This window comes from Massilia sp. LMS1-1-1.1 (assembly GCF_040815535.1).
In the GTDB taxonomy this organism is placed as follows: Bacteria; Pseudomonadota; Gammaproteobacteria; order Burkholderiales; family Burkholderiaceae_D; genus Janthinobacterium; species Janthinobacterium aestuarii.
Map to the genome: position 1 here is coordinate 480,448 of NZ_JBFPNG010000056.1, position 16,255 is coordinate 496,702.

The 16,255-nt window shown below is 66.8% G+C and carries 13 protein-coding genes; 10 read left to right on the forward strand and 3 right to left on the reverse strand.

The annotated features are described in order from the left end of the window. Nucleotides 1-197 precede the first annotated feature (197 nt). Together bcaP and MRBLMS1_RS26725 are read left to right on the forward strand one after the other, a co-directional pair. Complete coding sequence (bcaP, locus tag MRBLMS1_RS26720; RefSeq protein ID WP_485883268.1) at nucleotides 198-1,595, forward strand: branched-chain amino acid transporter BcaP; 1,398 nt, start codon at nucleotides 198-200, stop codon at nucleotides 1,593-1,595. A 59-nt stretch (nucleotides 1,596-1,654) separates the two neighbouring features. Then, nucleotides 1,655-2,941 (forward strand): DUF445 domain-containing protein, encoded by a 1,287-nt coding sequence (locus tag MRBLMS1_RS26725; RefSeq protein ID WP_485883270.1) that lies wholly within the window; start codon nucleotides 1,655-1,657, stop codon nucleotides 2,939-2,941. Between the two features lie 6 nt (nucleotides 2,942-2,947). Here the strand turns inward: MRBLMS1_RS26725 and MRBLMS1_RS26730 are convergent, their stop codons facing one another. Together MRBLMS1_RS26730 and MRBLMS1_RS26735 are read right to left on the reverse strand one after the other, a co-directional pair. Then, nucleotides 2,948-3,973 (reverse strand): LLM class oxidoreductase, encoded by a 1,026-nt coding sequence (locus MRBLMS1_RS26730; RefSeq protein WP_485883271.1) that lies wholly within the window; start codon nucleotides 3,971-3,973, stop codon nucleotides 2,948-2,950. Nucleotides 3,974-3,991: 18 nt separating this feature from the next. Next, complete coding sequence (locus MRBLMS1_RS26735) at nucleotides 3,992-4,642, reverse strand: glutathione S-transferase family protein (RefSeq protein ID WP_456149535.1); 651 nt, start codon at nucleotides 4,640-4,642, stop codon at nucleotides 3,992-3,994. A 125-nt stretch (nucleotides 4,643-4,767) separates the two neighbouring features. Between MRBLMS1_RS26735 and MRBLMS1_RS26740 the strand changes: the two genes are divergently transcribed. After that, entirely contained in the window at nucleotides 4,768-5,670 is a 903-nt protein-coding gene (locus tag MRBLMS1_RS26740; protein WP_485883273.1) for a LysR substrate-binding domain-containing protein, read from the forward strand. On the opposite strand, the gene MRBLMS1_RS26745 is transcribed toward MRBLMS1_RS26740, so the two are convergent. After that, entirely contained in the window at nucleotides 5,667-5,900 is a 234-nt protein-coding gene (locus tag MRBLMS1_RS26745) for a hypothetical protein (protein ID WP_034751303.1), read from the reverse strand. The genes MRBLMS1_RS26740 and MRBLMS1_RS26745 overlap by 4 nt on opposite strands. 356 nt (nucleotides 5,901-6,256) lie before the next feature. Between MRBLMS1_RS26745 and MRBLMS1_RS26750 the strand changes: the two genes are divergently transcribed. The 7 genes from MRBLMS1_RS26750 (at nucleotide 6,257) to MRBLMS1_RS26780 (ending at nucleotide 16,234) form a co-directional block, all read left to right on the forward strand. Beyond that, a complete protein-coding gene (locus tag MRBLMS1_RS26750) occupies nucleotides 6,257-7,159 on the forward strand; it encodes a sensor domain-containing diguanylate cyclase (RefSeq protein WP_485883275.1) in 903 nt (300 codons plus the stop codon). A gap of 60 nt (nucleotides 7,160-7,219) precedes the next feature. Continuing rightward, nucleotides 7,220-7,723, forward strand: a complete 504-nt coding sequence (locus MRBLMS1_RS26755) for a chemotaxis protein CheW (protein ID WP_456149532.1) — start codon at nucleotides 7,220-7,222, stop codon at nucleotides 7,721-7,723. A gap of 52 nt (nucleotides 7,724-7,775) precedes the next feature. Beyond that, nucleotides 7,776-8,834, forward strand: a complete 1,059-nt coding sequence (locus tag MRBLMS1_RS26760) for an HD domain-containing phosphohydrolase (protein WP_128139465.1) — start codon at nucleotides 7,776-7,778, stop codon at nucleotides 8,832-8,834. Nucleotides 8,835-8,848: 14 nt separating this feature from the next. After that, complete coding sequence (locus MRBLMS1_RS26765) at nucleotides 8,849-9,991, forward strand: FIST signal transduction protein (RefSeq protein ID WP_485883278.1); 1,143 nt, start codon at nucleotides 8,849-8,851, stop codon at nucleotides 9,989-9,991. Continuing rightward, nucleotides 9,988-13,485 carry a PAS domain S-box protein gene (locus tag MRBLMS1_RS26770; protein WP_485883280.1) on the forward strand — a complete coding sequence of 1,166 codons (3,498 nt, stop codon included), beginning with the start codon at nucleotides 9,988-9,990 and terminating at the stop codon, nucleotides 13,483-13,485. Before MRBLMS1_RS26765 ends, MRBLMS1_RS26770 begins: the two co-directional genes overlap by 4 nt. A gap of 62 nt (nucleotides 13,486-13,547) precedes the next feature. Further along, nucleotides 13,548-15,353: a PHA/PHB synthase family protein gene (locus tag MRBLMS1_RS26775; RefSeq protein ID WP_485883282.1), complete on the forward strand. Its 1,806-nt coding sequence runs from the start codon at nucleotides 13,548-13,550 to the stop codon at nucleotides 15,351-15,353. A gap of 35 nt (nucleotides 15,354-15,388) precedes the next feature. After that, complete coding sequence (locus MRBLMS1_RS26780; protein ID WP_485883284.1) at nucleotides 15,389-16,234, forward strand: universal stress protein; 846 nt, start codon at nucleotides 15,389-15,391, stop codon at nucleotides 16,232-16,234. The last annotated feature ends 21 nt before the right edge of the window (nucleotides 16,235-16,255 follow it).

The following is a 16,255-nucleotide window of genomic DNA, read 5'->3' on the forward strand; positions in this document are numbered from 1 at the left end:
CTGTAGCAGTCTCCTTTCCAGCCCCGGGCCACCATCCGGGGCTGTTTTTTTGCCTGCCGGACAAGTTTGCGGGGCTGGCGCGCACGGCACCGTACGGTTTTCCTTCTGGAATCAAGGGCGCGTGGGCTAGAATCTGGCTGCGTCGTGCTACTCACGAGGCGGCAATGGCGCCATGACAAAAACCACCAGGAGACACAGTGAGCTTATTTAGAACCAAGAATTTGGATGACATGATCGCCCACAGCAAGAAACCGGGAGGTCTGGCGAAAGTGCTGGGGCCCTTCGACCTTGTCCTCATGGGCATAGGCGCCATCGTCGGCACGGGCATTTTCGTACTGACAGGCACGGGCGCGCTGACGGCCGGTCCCGCCCTGTCGCTGTCGTTTGTCGTGGCGGCCGTCGCCTGCTGCTTCGCCGCTCTGTGCTACGCGGAATTCGCTTCCACCGTGCCCGTGGCCGGCTCCATCTATACCTACAGCTATGCCACCCTGGGCGAGCTGGCCGCCTGGATGATAGGCTGGGACTTGCTGCTCGAGTACGGCCTGGCCGCGGCAGCCGTCTCCGTCGGCTGGTCCGGCTACTTCCAGTCGCTGCTGTCGGGCTTTGGCATCGCCCTGCCAGTCGCCCTGACGGCCGCACCCGGTGCCCTGCCTGGCGTGACCACCTTCATCAACCTGCCGGCCCTCGTCATCATGCTGCTGCTGACGGCCATGCTGGGCTGGGGCGTGCGTGAATCGGCGCGCCTGAACAACATCATGGTCGCCATCAAGGTGGGCGTGGTGCTGCTGTTCATCATCTTCGGCGCGCGCCACGTGCAGCCAGCCAACTGGCAGCCTTACATGCCGTTCGGCTACCACGGCATGCTGAGCGCCGCCGCGCTCGTCTTCTTCGCTTTCATCGGCTTTGACGCCGTCACCTCGGCAGCCGAGGAAGTCAAGAAGCCGTCGCGCGATCTGCCGATCGGCATCATAGGATCCTTGGCCGTGTGCGCCGTGCTGTACGTGGTGGTGTCGGCCATCATGACGGGCATCGTGCCGTATCAAAAATTCCTCGGCGTCGACCATCCCGTCTCGCTGGCCCTGCAGTATGCGGGCGAAAACTGGATCGCCGGCTTCGTCGACCTGGGCGCCATTCTCGGCATGACTACCGTGATCCTCGTGATGGCTTTCGGCCAGACGCGCATCATCTTCGCCATGTCGCGCGACGGCCTGCTGCCCAAGCGCCTGTCGACCGTGCACCCGCGCTTCCACACGCCGTTCTTCGCCACCTGGCTGGTCGGCATCGTGTTCGGCCTGATCGCCGCCGTGATTCCGCTCAACATCCTCGCTGAACTGATCAACATCGGCACCTTGGCCGCCTTCACGATGGTCTCCGTCGCCGTCGTGGTGCTGCGCAAGAAGCGTCCGGACTTGCCGCGCGCCTTCCGCTGCCCTGGCGTGCCGTACGTGCCGGCGCTGGCCGTGATCCTGTGCGTGGGCCTGATGACCTTCCTGAGCTGGGTCACCTGGGTGGCCTTTACCATCTGGCTCGTGATCGGCCTGGCCATCTACTTCGGCTACGCGCGCCGCCGTTCGCTGCTGCATCCGCAACAGTAATCCCTCCACTGCGCCATCGCAGTAAGATGGCGGTCTCGCAACCCCGCAGACCGCCATCGATGCAACGCTCCCCCGACCTTATCAAACAGCTGGACCACAGCACGGACCAGCTCAAGCGCGCGCGCCTGCGCAGCATGCAGTGGCTGGCCGTTGGCTTGCTGCTGCTGGCCGCTCTGGTCTTTGCCGTGGCCCGCTCGCAGCGCGGCGCCCACCCGGCCTGGGGCTATGTGGAAGCGTTCGCCGAAGCGTCCATGGTGGGCGCGATCGCCGACTGGTTCGCCGTCGTCGCCCTGTTCCGCCACCCGCTGGGCATCCCCCTGTGGCATACGGCCATCATCCCGAACAGCAAGGCCGACATCGGCCGCAGCCTGGGCGCCTTCGTGGAAAACCATTTCATTACCGAGCAAGGCATCGCCGAGCGCATCGCGCAGGCCGATCCCGCCGCGCGCCTGGGCGCCTGGCTGGCCGACGAGGCCCACGCGCGGCAGCTGGGCATGGCCAGCGCCGGCGTGGCGAAACAGCTGCTGGCCATGGCCGACCACGACAAGCTGGGCCACCTGCTGCGCGAGCAGGCCAGCGGCTACCTGGGCCAATTGAACCTGTCGGACGTGGCGGCCGACTGCATCGATGCACTGATCGCCGACGGCAAGCCGCAGCAACTGCTGGACTTCCTGCTCGACCGCGGCGCCGCCTACCTCGACGACGAGGCGCACCACGCGGCCATCGGCGACTTCGTGCTGGGCGCCTTCCAGATCGAGAACGTGCTCGTGAAAAAAGCCGTGAAGGCGTACGAGCCGCGCATGATCGCCTCGCTGCAAAAATTCGCCCTTACCGTGCGCCTCGATCCCGGGCACCCGCTGCGCCAGCGCATCGCCGGCTGGATCGCCGACAGCGCGCTGCACCTGAAGGCCGACCCGCAGTGGCAGGACACGGTGCGCCGCTACCAGCTGCAGCTGGTCGCCAGCGACACGGTGCAAGCCATGCTGGGTGACGTGTGGAAGCACATCAGCACGCGCGTGCTGGCCGACCTGCACGCGGACCAGCCCGTGCTGGCGCAAGCGATCGCCAGCCTGGCGCGCAACACGGGCCGGGTGCTGGGCACGGACGACCATGCGCGGGCATGGCTGAACGGCGCCATCGTCGCCGGCAGCGGATCGTTGGTGCGCCGCTACCGGGGAGAGGTAGGCGCCTTCATCGCCGCCCGCCTGGACCTGTGGAGCAAGGAAGAAATGAGCGAACGCGTCGAACTGGCCATCGGGCGCGACCTGCAATTCATCCGCATCAACGGCACCGTCGTGGGCGGCCTGGCCGGCTTGCTCATTTACGCCGCCAGCCAGGCGTTCTAGCCATACTTACCAGCGCGGCACGGCGCTGGCCGGCGCCGCATGCGACGGAAAATGCGGCAGCACTTCCTGCGCCAGTTCCTGCAGCACCTCGGCGGCCGGACGCTGGCCATGCTGGATGCCCAGTGCCGCATGGTTGACGCCCGCTTCCTGCCATTCCCCCAGCAGATCGATCAAGCCCTTGCGCCCCGTGCGCAGCACATAGCCGCTGCGCACGGGCGTGCGCGGATAGTCGGGGTCGTCCACCAGGTCCAGCCACTCATTGCACATGTGCGGACGGAAGCCGCCATCCGGGATGCACTGGCGCCAGGCGCGGATCTTTTCCGCCAGCCGGCGCGGCCCGTCCGGCGTATCGGTCGCTTCCGGATACGTCAGCCAGCCATCGGCGTGGCGCCCTATCCATGCCAAAGGCTGGCCCGAGGAACTGGTGACGATCAGGGGAATGGCGCCCGCCACGGGCTTGGGCAGCAGTTCGAGGCCCTCAATCCTGCCCAGCGGGCTGCTGACATGCGCGGGGCCAGGGCGCAGCAACTGGCGGAACAGGTGCACGGCCTGCGCATAGCGTTCGCCGCGCGTATCGTACGGCACGCCATACGCGGGAAATTCGCTGGCGCGGTCACCCGAGGCCGTGCCCAGCACCAGGCGCCCGCCCGACAACTGGTCGATGCTGGCGGCCGCCTTGGCCAGGTCGATGGGATGGCGCAGGGTGAAAATGGCGCTGCCCGTGGCCAGGGCCAGCGAGTCCGTGCGCGCCGCCAGGTAGGCGAGATAGGTCCACGGGTCGAACAGCTGGCCCGCATCGCCGAAGCGCGGGTCAAACAGGGGAATATCGCGCACCCAGGCGGCGGCGAAGCCTTGCCTGTCCATGGCGGCGACCAGGTCGGCCTGGCCGGCCAGCGCCCGCATGTCGCCCTGGTAAAAACGCAGCGGCAGGTAAATGCCGAGGGTAAGCGCGCCGGGCGCGAACATGCGCCGGTAGCCGCGGTGCTGCGTGAAGGCCTGCGACGAGGCGCCTTCCGTGATGTCATTGCTCATGCTGTTCCTCGATAAAAATCAGGCGCCCGTGGCGGGCGCGGGGATAGTGACGCCCAGCTGCACGGCCGGACGCGCCGCCACGCGGGCGTACCAGCTGCTGACGTGCGGCCAGGCGGATAAATCGAAGCCGACGATACGGGCGATGTGCAGCCAGCCGAAGCTGGCGATGTCGGCAATGGAATAGTCGTCGCCGGCCAGGTAGGCGTTGGCCGCCAGGCGGCCATCCATGGTGGCCAGCGCCGCGCCGCAAAGCTGGCGAAAGTGTGCCGTGGCGGCCGCATTCGCGCCTCTCTCCTCAATCTCGAAATGCACGCGCTGGCCCAGCATCGGCCCCATGCTGGCCGTATGAAATTGCAGCCAGGTGATGGCGGCCCAGCGCTGCGCGGGTGCCTTGGGCAGCAGCCTCCCCGTCTTTTCGGCCAGGTACAGCAGGATGGCGGCCGACTCGAACACGGTGACGCCCGTCTCGTGGTCGACCAGCACGGGAATGCGCCCGTGCGGATTGAGGGCCATGAAAGCGGGCAGCCGGTGTTCGCCCTGCTCGATGCGCACATGGCGCAATTGATACGGCAAGCCCAGTTCGGCCAGCGCAATCGTGGCTTTGAAACCGTTGGGCGAGCTGTCGGTGTAGAGTTCAAGCGAACCCGCCGGGGATGTGATGCTGTGCATGGAGTATCCTGTCGATATAGTTTTACTGAAGTAAAATAAGCGTTGCAAACACCGCCATCCTCGCTCTTATTTTCAGCGAATGGAAACGATGATTTTTGCTGTCTTACTATAGAAAAACTATATCAATGAAACATCCTTTACCGCTCCAGGCACTGCGCGCCTTTGTCGAAGTGGGCCAGCGCGGCAGCATCAAGGCCGCCGCCGAAGCGCTGCATGTGACGTCGGGCGCCGTCAGCCAGCAAATCCGCCTGCTGGAAGAACGGGTCGGCATGCCCCTGTTTACGCGCGAACGCCAGGGCTTGCGCCTGACCGAAGCGGGCGCCATGGTCCACCCCACCCTGCTGGGTGCCTTTGCGCAGATCGCCGGCGCCAGCCAGGCGCTGGAAGACATGGCTGGGCGCCAGACGCTCACCGTCAGCACGGTCGCCACCTTTGCCGCCGCGTGGCTGGTGCCGCGCCTGGGCCGCTTCAACCAGCGCCACCCGCAAATCGAGGTGCGCGTGGAAGCCACATCGGCGCTGGTCGACCTGCGCCGCGACAGGGTCGACGTGGCCTTGCGCCACGGACTGGGAGAGTATCCGGGCTTGCAGGTGACGCGGTTAATGGCACCCGTGCTGGTGCCCGTCGCCAGCCCCGCCCTGATGGCAGGCCAGCCGCCCATCACCACGCCCGGCGATTGTCTGCGCTACCCGCTGCTGCACGATACGGACCGCGCCGACTGGCCCTTGTGGCTGGCCGCGCATGGCGCCCCGGACGGCAGCGCGGATCCAGCGCGGGCGTTGCGCGGCTCGGCCTTCGAAGATGATTTTCTGTTGATACGCGCGGCCGAGGCGGGACAGGGACTGGCCCTGGTGCCGCAGCTGTACGCGCAGGAGGAAATCGCCGCGGGACGCCTGGTGCAAGTGCTGGACTTGCCCTGGCCCGCGCGCTTTGCCTACTACCTGGTGACGCGGCCCGACGCGGCCACGCGCCCTGCCGTCCAGGCATTCATGGCATGGATCCGCGAGGAGGCGCAGGCCGCGCGCTAGAGTCCATGCTCGCCTGCCGCGCACGACACCACGCCGCACATGGCGCTGAACGGCGCCGGCATGCCGGCGCGTCCCGTGGCGATGCAGGCCGCGGCCGGCACGACGGCCAGCAGCAGGGCCAGGTAAGCGATCGCCTTCAGGCGCTGCATCGATGCATGGCGCACCTGCGCCCCGTGTGGATAGCCCTTGCCCGCCTCTACGCTGCCTCTTGCCGACATCTTCGTATGCATGTCCGTCTCCTCTATCCACAGTGAATGGTGTTGCTTCACTGCATTTTGCTACATAAATTTACCGAATACAATAAATAAATTCACGAAAAAATCGTTTTTTCTTTCCGGCGGCAAAAAGAACGAAGGCAAAAATTCTGTTCGTCATAGAGAGAAATGACGCGCCATCTGCTTTTTATGCCACTCGGCTACGGATTTGTCTGTGTCGAAAATCCAAATAAAATCATGAAAATCACAATATTCGTTGAAATCATTTTTATTTGATGTATGATGAGTATAAAGGAGCGCCCAAGGCGGTTCGGCAGACCTCTTTGCCTCGACCGCCCGGCATCTCCACCTTCTTTGTAGGGGACAAGCAGATGAACAGAATCCTGGCCTTGCGCCTGCTCGACGCCGCCGATGACGCCGCCGTCATCATCGATGCGGGCTCGCGCATCCGCTATGCGAACGACGCCATGTATGCGCTGAGCGGCTATGCCGTGGGCAGCTTGCCAGGCCAGCCGATCGAGGCGCTGTTGCCCGACGCCGTGCGCGAGCAGCATGGCGCACAGATCGGCGCATATCTGGCCGGCTACAAGAAGTCCCGGGTGCTGGGCCACAAGCGCCATTTCGCCATTCGCCACCGCGATGGCACGATGCTGCCCATCGTGCTCAAGGCCATGGACCTGGGCACCCTCGACGATGAAAACTTCATGGGCGCCTTTTTCATCGACCAGCGCCGCGAACTGGCCATCGAACAGCAGAACGCGGCCCGCTGGCAGCAGTTGCAGCGCATCGCCCTCAGCGATCCACTGACCCAGCTGCCCAACCGCCGCGCCTTCGAAATTGACGCCGTGCGCACGGCGGCGCGCTCCAGGCGCTCGGGCCACCCGATGACCATCGGCATCGCCGACATCGACTTCTTCAAGCATGTCAATGACCAGCATGGCCATGCGGCCGGCGACGCCGTGCTGCAAGCCATCGCGGCCATCATCCTGGCCCAGGCACGGGCCGCCGACGTCGTCGCCCGCGTGGGCGGCGAGGAATTCGGCTTGCTGTTCCCCCATACGGACCTGGCCAGGGCGCGCCAGGTGGCCGAGCGCATCCGCCTTGCCGTGGCCGCGGCGCAGGTCGAGTTCGAGCACGCGCCCATCACGGCGACGATCAGCATCGGCCTGGCGCCGCTGCCGGCGGACGGCGACTGGAAAGCCGGCTTCACGCAGGCCGACGCCGCCCTGTACCAGGCCAAGAAAAATGGCCGTAACCGCGTCGAGCAGGCTTGAACCCCGCCCGGCGATTCTCGCAGTCTCATGCAGTACGCAGCACCTGACAGGAGCAAGCACATGGAAACGACCACGACACATGCCGCGGCAGCGGGTCAACCGGCGCAAGCGCGCGCCCGCGAATTGCTGGTCTTTGGACTGGGCAAGGAGGAATACGCGATCGACATCGGCCTGGTGCAGGAAATCCGCGGCTACGGCGCCGTCACCCGCATCGCCAACGCGCCCGCCTTCCTCAAGGGCTTCATCCACCTGCGCGGCAGCATCGTGCCGCTGGTCGACCTGCGCATCGCGCTGGGCCAGGCCGAGCCCGCGTACGATGCCTCGACGGTGGTGATCATCCTCGTCTTCGCGCATGGCGCCACCGGCATCGTGGTCGACCGCGTGGCCGACGTGGTGCCGCTGGCGCCGGCACAGATCAAGCCGCCGCCGCAGTTGCACGGCTCGGCCATGGCCGGCCACGTGACGGCCATCGGCGCCCTCGACGAGCGCATGCTGATCGTGCTCGACATGGACAGCCTGCTGGCGGGCCTGGGCATGCACGCCACGGGCGAGCTGGCGGCCTGAACCAGCCACCGCCGTCCCGTCCGCCACCTGACCGCCATCCGCCGGAGACACCATGAGCATCCTGATCGTCGATGACAACGACACCAACCTGAGCCTGCTATCGACCCTGGCGTGCAAGGCCAGCAGCATCGAGACGGTCTGCATGAGCGATCCCGTCGATGCGCTGTACTGGTGCGAATCGCACGTACCGGACCTGGTCTTGCTCGACTACCGCATGCCCAGCCTGTCGGGCAACGAGTTCCTCAGCATTTTCCGCAAGATGGGCGGCATGGCCGACATCCCCATCATCATGGTAACCACGGAAAACGACCGCGCCGTGCGCAAGCAGGCCTTTTCGCTGGGCGTCACCGAGTTTCTCACCAAGCCCGTCGACACCATCGAATTCAGCCTGCGCGTGCGCAACCTGCTGGCCCTGCGCACGGCGCAAACCATGCTGGCCGACCGCGCCAAGCTGCTCGAACACGAAGTGGCCCAGGCCATCGCCAACGTCACGGCCAGGGAGATGGAACTGGTCACGCGCCTGGCGCGGGCGGCCGAATTCCGCGACCCGGAAACGGGCGCCCACATCATGCGCATGGCGCGCTACTCGGCGCTGATCGCCAGGAACCTGGGCATGGATGCGCAATGGCAGGACCTGCTGCTCAAGGCAGCGCCCATGCACGACGTGGGCAAGCTGGCCACGCCCGACCATATCCTGCTCAAGCCGGGGCGGCTCGATCCCGATGAAATGGCCATCATGCGCCTGCATGCGAAAATCGGCGGCCATATCCTGGCCGGCAGCGATTCGCCGCTGATCCGCCTGGCCGAGGAAATCGCCTGCGGCCACCACGAAAAATATGACGGCAGCGGCTACCCGGACGGCCTGGCGGGCGAGCAGATACCGCTGTCGGCGCGCATCGTCGCCGTGGCCGACGTCTTCGACGCGCTCAGCTCGGAGCGCCCGTACAAGCCGGCCTGGCCTCTGGCGCAGGCGCGCCAGTACCTCGAGGAAAACCGGGGCAGCCATTTCTGCCCGCTGTGCCTCGACGCCTTCCTGGGCGCCTGGGACGAGGTGCTCGCCATCCGCGACAGCCTGCCCGATCCCGTCCAGCAACACGCCCACCCACTGTAAGCGAGGAGCCTGCCATGCGCGTGCAACAACTGATCCTGAAAAACCGTGCCGACATCGATGCGGCCCTGGCGCCGCTGGCCGCCATGAGCCCCGACCTGGTGCTGGTCTTCGGCGCCTGCCCCTACTTTGCCACGCCCGACCTCACGGCGGCGCTGCGCCGCCAGCTGCCCGGCGCCATCATCACCGGCTGCTCCACGGCAGGCGAGATCGCCGGCAAGCGCGTCTACGACGACAGCTGCGTCATCACGGCCATCCGCTTTGCCCACACCACGGTGGCGATTGCCGACGCCGTTATCTGCGACATGGCCGATTCGCACGACACGGGCGAGCGCCTGGCGCAGGCCCTGCCGCACGGTGGCCTGACGGCCGTCTTCATGCTGGGCACGGGCGTGGCCATCAACGGCAGCGCCCTGATCGCGGGCCTGCAGTCGAACCTGCCGCCTGGCGTGACGGTGTCGGGCGGGCTGGCGGCGGACGGCGGCGCCTTCCGCCAGACGTGGACCCTGGGCCCGCGCGGCGCGGCCGACAATACCATCGTCGCCGTCGGCCTGTACGGCGAACGCATCCGCCTCGGCTACGGCAGCCATGCGGGCTGGGAAGCGTTCGGCCCCGCGCGCAAGGTGACGCGCTGCGTCGACAACGTGCTGTATGGCCTCGATGGCGCGCGGGCGCTCGACATCTACAAGCTGTACCTGGGCGACCATGCGCGCGACCTGCCCGCTTCAGGCCTGCTGTTCCCGTTTGAAATGCTCACGGCCGCGCATGAAAAAAGCAATGTCTTTCGCACCATCCTCGCCATCGATGAAGAGCAAGGTTCGCTGACCCTGGCCGGCGACATCCTCGCCGACGGCTACCTGAGGCTGATGCATTCCAGTACCAACCGGCTGATCGACGGGGCCGAGACGGCCGCGCGCGGCGTCGCGCCCCACGCCGATGCGCAGGGCGACCAGCTGGCCCTGCTGGTCAGCTGCGTGGGGCGCAAGCTGGTGATGGGCGACCGGGCCGAGGAAGAGGTCGAAGCCGTGGCCGACCTGCTGGGCGGCGCGCCCTGCATCGCCGGCTTTTACTCGAACGGCGAAATCGGCATCGCCCAGCCGCATGGCGCCTGCCAGCTGCACAACCAGACGATGACCGTGACTGTATTGAGCGAAGCATGAACCGCACCCTGGCACGCCAGTTGAACCGCGTCTGCGATATCGAATCGGACGACGCCTGCGCCACCCTGCTGGAACAGGCGCAAGCACTGTGCGGGCAGGCAGACACGCCGCCCGAACTGGCCGGTTTCCTGGCCGGCTTGCCAGCCCTGCTGCAGCGCATCGACGGCGCCTACGAACAGTCCGAACGCGACCTGGACCTGCGCTCGCGCAGCCTGGAACTGAGTTCGAATGAACTGAGCATGACGAATGACCTGCTGCGCACGGAACTGGCCAGCCGCAACCGCGTGATCCAGTCGCTGCGCGTGGCGGCCGTGCGCCTGCTCGACAACAACGATTCCGGCCTGCGCCTGCCGCAGGAGGACGATATCGAAGGCCTGTCGGTGCTGCTGGCCGAGCTGGTGTCGCAACAGGAACTGCGCCGCATCGAATTGCAGAACCAGCGCTTCGCGATGGACCAGCACGCCATCGTCAGTATCACGGACACGGCCGGCGTCATCATCTACGTCAACGACAAGTTCTGCGCCATCAGCGGCTTCGCGCGCGAAGAGCTGGTCGGCAAGACGCACCGCCTAATCAATTCGCGCGCGCATCCGGACGCCTTCTTTGCGCAGATGTGGCAAACCATTACGGCCGGCCACGTGTGGCACGGCGAAATCTGCAACCATGCCAAGGATGGCGGGCAATACTGGGTCGACGCCACCATCGTGCCCTTCCTCGACGCGGCCGGCAAGCCGTATCAGTACATTGCCATCCGCACGGAAATCAGCGACAGCAAGCGCATGGCCGAGACCATCGCGAAAAGCGAGCGCGAATACCGCAACGTCGTCAACAGCCTCAACGAAGTGGTCTTCCGCACGGACCTGCACGGCGCCTGGACCTTCCTCAATCCCGCCTGGCACACCATCACGGGCTTCGGCGCCGCCGACAGCCTGGGCCAGAGCGTGCTGCAATTCGTCGACCCGCGCGACCGCGAGCGCGCCGCGGCCGGCCTGTCCCAGCTGCTGGGCGGCCAGGTCGACAGCATGCGCCATGAAGCGCGCTACGTGACCCGCGACGGCGACGTGCGCTGGATCGATGTGTGCGCGCGCGCCGAACGCGATGGCCTGGGGCAGCTGGCCGGCATCACGGGCAGCCTGACGGACATCACGGAGCGGCGCCAGGCGGCGCGCGAGCTGCGCCACAACCTCAACTTCGTCGATGCGCTGATCGAAACCATCCCTATCCCCTTGTACCTGAAGGACGTGCAGGGCCGCTACCTGCGCGCCAACCGCGCCTTCTGCGCCTTCTTCCAGCTCGATCAGGCGCGCATTCCGGGTCTGACGGTGGCCGACATCCTGCCGCAGCAGCAGGCGCAGCAAGCGCTGCAGCACGACCTGGCACTGCTGCAGGACCGGGGCAACCAGTCGTATGAAGACCGGCTGACCGTCGGCACGCGGCAGGTCGATGTCCTGTGCAGCAAGGCGGCCCTGCTGAAGTCCGACGGCAGCCTGCACGGCCTGGTGGGCACCATCGTCGACATTTCCAGTCAAAAGGCGGCCGAACGCGCGCTGCTGCTGGCCAAGGAAGTGGCCGAATCGGCCAGCCGCTCGAAGAGCGAATTCCTGGCCAACATGAGCCACGAGATCCGCACGCCGATGAACGGCATCCTCGGCATGACGGACCTGGTGCTCGATTCCGAGCTCGATGCCCACCAGCGCAAATACCTGGAAATCGTCAAGGCCTCGGCCGACGCCCTGCTGTGCATCATCAACGACATCCTCGATTTCTCGAAGATCGAGGCGGGCATGCTGACCCTGGAAAGCATCCCCTTCGACCTGCGCCAGCTGCTGCAGGAAACCATGCGCGCGCACGCCATGCGGGCGCAGGCCAGCGGCCTGGAACTGGTGCTCGACGTCGATCCCGCGCTGCCGCACACCCTGCTCGGCGACCCGGGCCGGCTGCGCCAGGTGCTGACCAACCTGGCGGGCAACGCCATCAAGTTCACGCCGCACGGCGAAGTGATCGTCGGCGCGCAGCTGCGCGCCAGCGGCGATGGCGTGGCCCGCCTGCGCCTGAGCGTGCGCGACACGGGCATCGGCATCGCCGCCGACATGCAGGAGGCCGTCTTCGACGCCTTCCAGCAGGAAGACGGGTCGACCACGCGGCGCTTCGGCGGCACGGGACTGGGCCTGTCGATCACGCGCCGCCTGGTGACGATGATGGACGGCGGCATCGGCCTGACGAGCGAACTGGGCAAGGGCAGCTGTTTCACCGTGGACCTGGCCCTGCCCATCGGCGAGCAGCAACCCCTGGCGCCGCCGCCCGGCGCCTCGCTGGCCGCGCGCAACATCCTGCTGGTGGACGACAATCCCAGCAGTCTGACCATCCTGCGCCGTATCTTCGAGCACAGCGGCGCCACGGTCACCGCCTGCGAGTCGGGCGAGGCGGCGCTGGCGCACTGCCGCAGCGCCTTGCCGGCGGACTGCATCATCATGGACTTCGCCATGCCCGGCATGAATGGCTTCGACACGGCGTCGGCGCTGGCCGCCCTGCCCCACTGGAGCCAGGTGCCCATCGTCATGCTGTCGTCCTGCGGCAGCCTGGGCGACGCGGCGCGCTGCCGCGAACTGGGCATCGGTGGCTACCTGCTCAAGCCTGCCAACCCCGAGGAATTGCTGACCGTCGCCATGAGCGTGCTGGGCACCTGCCGCGGCATGCCCAGCGCCGCGCCCGTGGCGGCGCGCCAGGCCGTACGCGAAAGCATGCCGGGCCTGGACATCCTGCTCGTCGAGGACAACGCCATGAACAGCGAACTGGCCACCGTGCTGCTGTCGAATGCGGGCCACCGCGTCACGCATGCGGCAAACGGCCGCATTGCCCTCGATTGCCAGGCCGCCGGCCATTTCGACATGATCCTGATGGACTTGCAAATGCCGGAAATGGGCGGTTTCGAAGCCACCGCGCAGATCCGCGCGCGCGAAGCGCAAGGCATGCCGAGGAGCGTCATCATCGCCATGACGGCCAGCGCCCTCGAAGGCGACCGCGAACGCTGCATCGCCGGCGGCATGGACGACTACCTGTCCAAGCCATTCCGCACGGCTGCCTTCCACAGCCTGATCGAGCAGCATGTGTTGCAGATAAACAAGCAAACGCCGCGCTTCGGCTACGGCGCCGCGCTGGCCCAGGCCGACGCCGACGTGATCGGCATCATCGGCGCATCGTTCCTGACCGGCTTGCCGGCGCAGCTGGAAGCCCTGCGCGCGGCCCTGCGCGCGGGCGACCGGGCCACCGTCAGCCGGCAGGCGCACACCCTGGCCGGCTTGCTGGCCAATTTCCGCGCCGCACCGGCCGTCGCCATCGCCGCCGCCATCGAGCGCGAAGCGGCAAAGGCGCCGCAGGGCGCGTTGCTGGCGCGGCTCGATGCGCTGGAAGGGCAGCTGCGGCTGTTTGTGCAGGAAACGGACACGGCCATCCAGGCGGCAAGCCACATGCTGCACGCATCCGGCCAAACTTGATGTAGATCATAATTTTTTAAACAAGCTCTTGCTATCCTGTAAAAAAATGACAGGAGCCCTGGATGAGCAAGACGCAGCCGAGCCATGCGGAACACGACGTTGAACATGAGCGCATGGGCAGCGCCTGGCAAGGCGTGCCGGCGCCCGATTATCCGGAGACCGCGCCGGAAGGCGCCACCTTGGACCTGCTGCTGAACGCCTGGCTGGGCAAGTTTACGGGCGGCATTTCGCCGGCCGCGCTGGGCAACGCCTATGCCGACTGGCTCGGCCACCTGGCGCTGGCGCCAACGAAGCAGCAAACCCTGCTGCAGGAAGCGTGGAAGAAGATAGGCCGCTGGCAGCAATATGCCTTGCAATCGGCCATGGCCGGCGGTGCCTGGGAGCCGTCGTGCATCGCGCCGCTGCCGCAGGACCGGCGCTTCGACGATCCGGCCTGGCGGCGCTGGCCGTACAACCTCGTCTACCAGGGTTTCTTGTTGCAGCAGCAATGGTGGCACCGCGCCACCACGGGCGTGCGCGGCGTCACGCCGCACCACGAGGATGTCGTCACGTTCACCGTGCGCCAGTGGCTCGACATGCTGGCGCCGTCGAACTTCATGCTGACCAATCCCGTGGTGCAGCAAGCGGCCCTCGAGAGCGGCGGCGTCAGCCTGGCGCGCGGCGCGCAGCACTTGGCCGAAGACTGGCAGCGCGCCGCCATGGGACCGTACGCGCCCGACACGCGCCGCTACAAGGTGGGCGGGAACGTTGCCGTCACGCCGGGCAAGGTGGTCTACCGCAACGACTTGATCGAATTGATACAGTACGCGCCCACGACCGCCAAGGTGCATGCCACGCCCCTGGTATTCGTGCCCGCATGGATCATGAAGTTCTACATCCTCGACCTGTCGCCGCACAATTCGCTGGTGCGCTACCTGGTGGGCCAGGGCCACACGGTATTCATGATTTCCTGGAAAAACCCCACGCAAGAAGACCGCGAGCTGTCGCTGGAAGACTACCGCCAGCTGGGCGTGATGGAGGCGCTCGACGCCGTTGTACGCATCACGGGCGCGCCGCAGGTGCACGCGGCCGGCTACTGCCTGGGCGGCACCCTGCTGGCGATCGCCGCCGCCACGATGGCGCGCGATGGCGATGCGCGCCTGGCCAGCCTCACCATGCTGGCCTCGCAGGCGGATTTCAAGGAGCCGGGCGAACTGTCGCTGTTCATCGACGAGAGCCAGGTCAGCTTCCTGGAAGCGGCCATGTGGAAGCAGGGTTACCTCGATACGAAGCAGATGGCGGGCGCCTTCCAGCTGCTGCGCTCGAACGACCTGATCTGGTCGCGCCAGCTGCGCCATTATCTGCTTGGCGAAGACGAGCAGGACAGCGACCTGATGGCCTGGAATGCGGATGCCACGCGCATGCCCTGCCGCATGCACTCGGAATACCTGCGCCGTCTGTTCCTGCACAACGACCTGGCCGAAGGCCGCTACCGCACGGCGGGCCGCCACATCGCCCTGCCCGACATCGACGCGCCCATCTTTGCCGTCGGCACCTTGACGGACCACGTGGCGCCGTGGCGCTCCGTGTACAAGCTGCAGCTGCTGACCGACACGGACGTCACCTTCCTGCTCACCTCGGGCGGCCACAATGCGGGCGTGGTCTCGCCGCCGGGCCAGCCGCGCCGCAGCTACCAGCTGGCCACGCACCGCCACGACGCGCCCTACATCGACGCGGACAGCTGGCAGCGCGACGTGCCGCACCACGACGGTTCGTGGTGGCCCGCCTGGCAGGCGTGGCTGGCGCAGCACTCCGACGCGCAAGTGGCGCCGCCGCCCATGGGGGCTGCCTTGGGCGATGCGCCGGGCCGCTACGTACTGCAATCCTGACTACCGACAACCGAGCGACAACCGAGGAAAACGCCATGCCCTACACCACCCTGCTGGTCCACGTAGACAATTCCCGCCACTGCGCCCAGCGCATCCGCCTGGCCGTGCGCCTGGCCGTTGCCGAAGGCGCGCACCTGATCGGCTCGGCCATGAGCGGCATCTCGCGCTACGCGTATGGCGGCGGCGTCAACGCGCTGCAATTTGCGCCGGCGCAGATGCAGGCGCTGCGCTCCCAGGCCAGCGAGGCCTTGCACGACTTCGAGCGCATCGCCCGCGAAGAAGGCCTGGGAACCTACGAAACGCGCTTCGTCGACGACGACGCGCAAGGCGCGCTGCTGCTGCAGGCCCGTTATTGCGACTTGCTGATCTTGGGCCAGACGGATGCGCAGGATACGCCGTCGCGCGTCATCGCCGGCACGCCCGAATACCTGATGCTACATTGCGGCCGGCCCGTGCTGATGGTGCCGCACGCCCCTTCCGCCGCGCCAGCGGGCATCGCGCAGCATCCGCTGCTGGCCTGGAACGGCAGCGCCGAAGCGCTGCGCGCCATCACCGATGCGCTGCCGCTGCTGCAAGGGGCGCGGCAGGTGACCCTGGCCGTCGTCAATTCGCACGCCCAGCCGGCCGCGCATGGCGAGCAGCCGGGCGCCGACCTGGCCCTGTACCTGGCGCGCCACGGCGTCAACGTCGAGGTGGTGCAGCACGACACGCCGCCGGGCCAGGACGTGGGCACGGCCCTGCTGGCCATGGCGTCCCAGCGCAGCTGCGACCTGCTCGTGATGGGCTGCTACGGCCACATGCGCCTGCGCGAAGCGCTGCTGGGCGGCGTCACGCGCACGGTGCTACAGGAGATGACGTTACCGGTGCTGGTGTCGCACTAGGCGGCCGTGCAGTCGAATGGT

Bases quoted from the DNA above. Each gene is read 5' to 3' on its own strand.
- MRBLMS1_RS26725 (WP_485883270.1), top strand. From the start codon at position 1,655: ATGCAACGCTCCCCCGACCTTATCAAACAGCTGGACCACAGCACGGAC.
- MRBLMS1_RS26730 (WP_485883271.1), bottom strand. From the start codon at position 3,973: ATGAGCAATGACATCACGGAAGGCGCCTCGTCGCAGGCCTTCACGCAG.
- MRBLMS1_RS26735 (WP_456149535.1), bottom strand. From the start codon at position 4,642: ATGCACAGCATCACATCCCCGGCGGGTTCGCTTGAACTCTACACCGAC.
- MRBLMS1_RS26740 (WP_485883273.1), top strand. From the start codon at position 4,768: ATGAAACATCCTTTACCGCTCCAGGCACTGCGCGCCTTTGTCGAAGTG.
- MRBLMS1_RS26745 (WP_034751303.1), bottom strand. From the start codon at position 5,900: ATGCATACGAAGATGTCGGCAAGAGGCAGCGTAGAGGCGGGCAAGGGC.
- MRBLMS1_RS26750 (WP_485883275.1), top strand. From the start codon at position 6,257: ATGAACAGAATCCTGGCCTTGCGCCTGCTCGACGCCGCCGATGACGCC.
- MRBLMS1_RS26755 (WP_456149532.1), top strand. From the start codon at position 7,220: ATGGAAACGACCACGACACATGCCGCGGCAGCGGGTCAACCGGCGCAA.
- MRBLMS1_RS26760 (WP_128139465.1), top strand. From the start codon at position 7,776: ATGAGCATCCTGATCGTCGATGACAACGACACCAACCTGAGCCTGCTA.
- MRBLMS1_RS26765 (WP_485883278.1), top strand. From the start codon at position 8,849: ATGCGCGTGCAACAACTGATCCTGAAAAACCGTGCCGACATCGATGCG.
- MRBLMS1_RS26770 (WP_485883280.1), top strand. From the start codon at position 9,988: ATGAACCGCACCCTGGCACGCCAGTTGAACCGCGTCTGCGATATCGAA.
- MRBLMS1_RS26775 (WP_485883282.1), top strand. From the start codon at position 13,548: ATGAGCAAGACGCAGCCGAGCCATGCGGAACACGACGTTGAACATGAG.
- MRBLMS1_RS26780 (WP_485883284.1), top strand. From the start codon at position 15,389: ATGCCCTACACCACCCTGCTGGTCCACGTAGACAATTCCCGCCACTGC.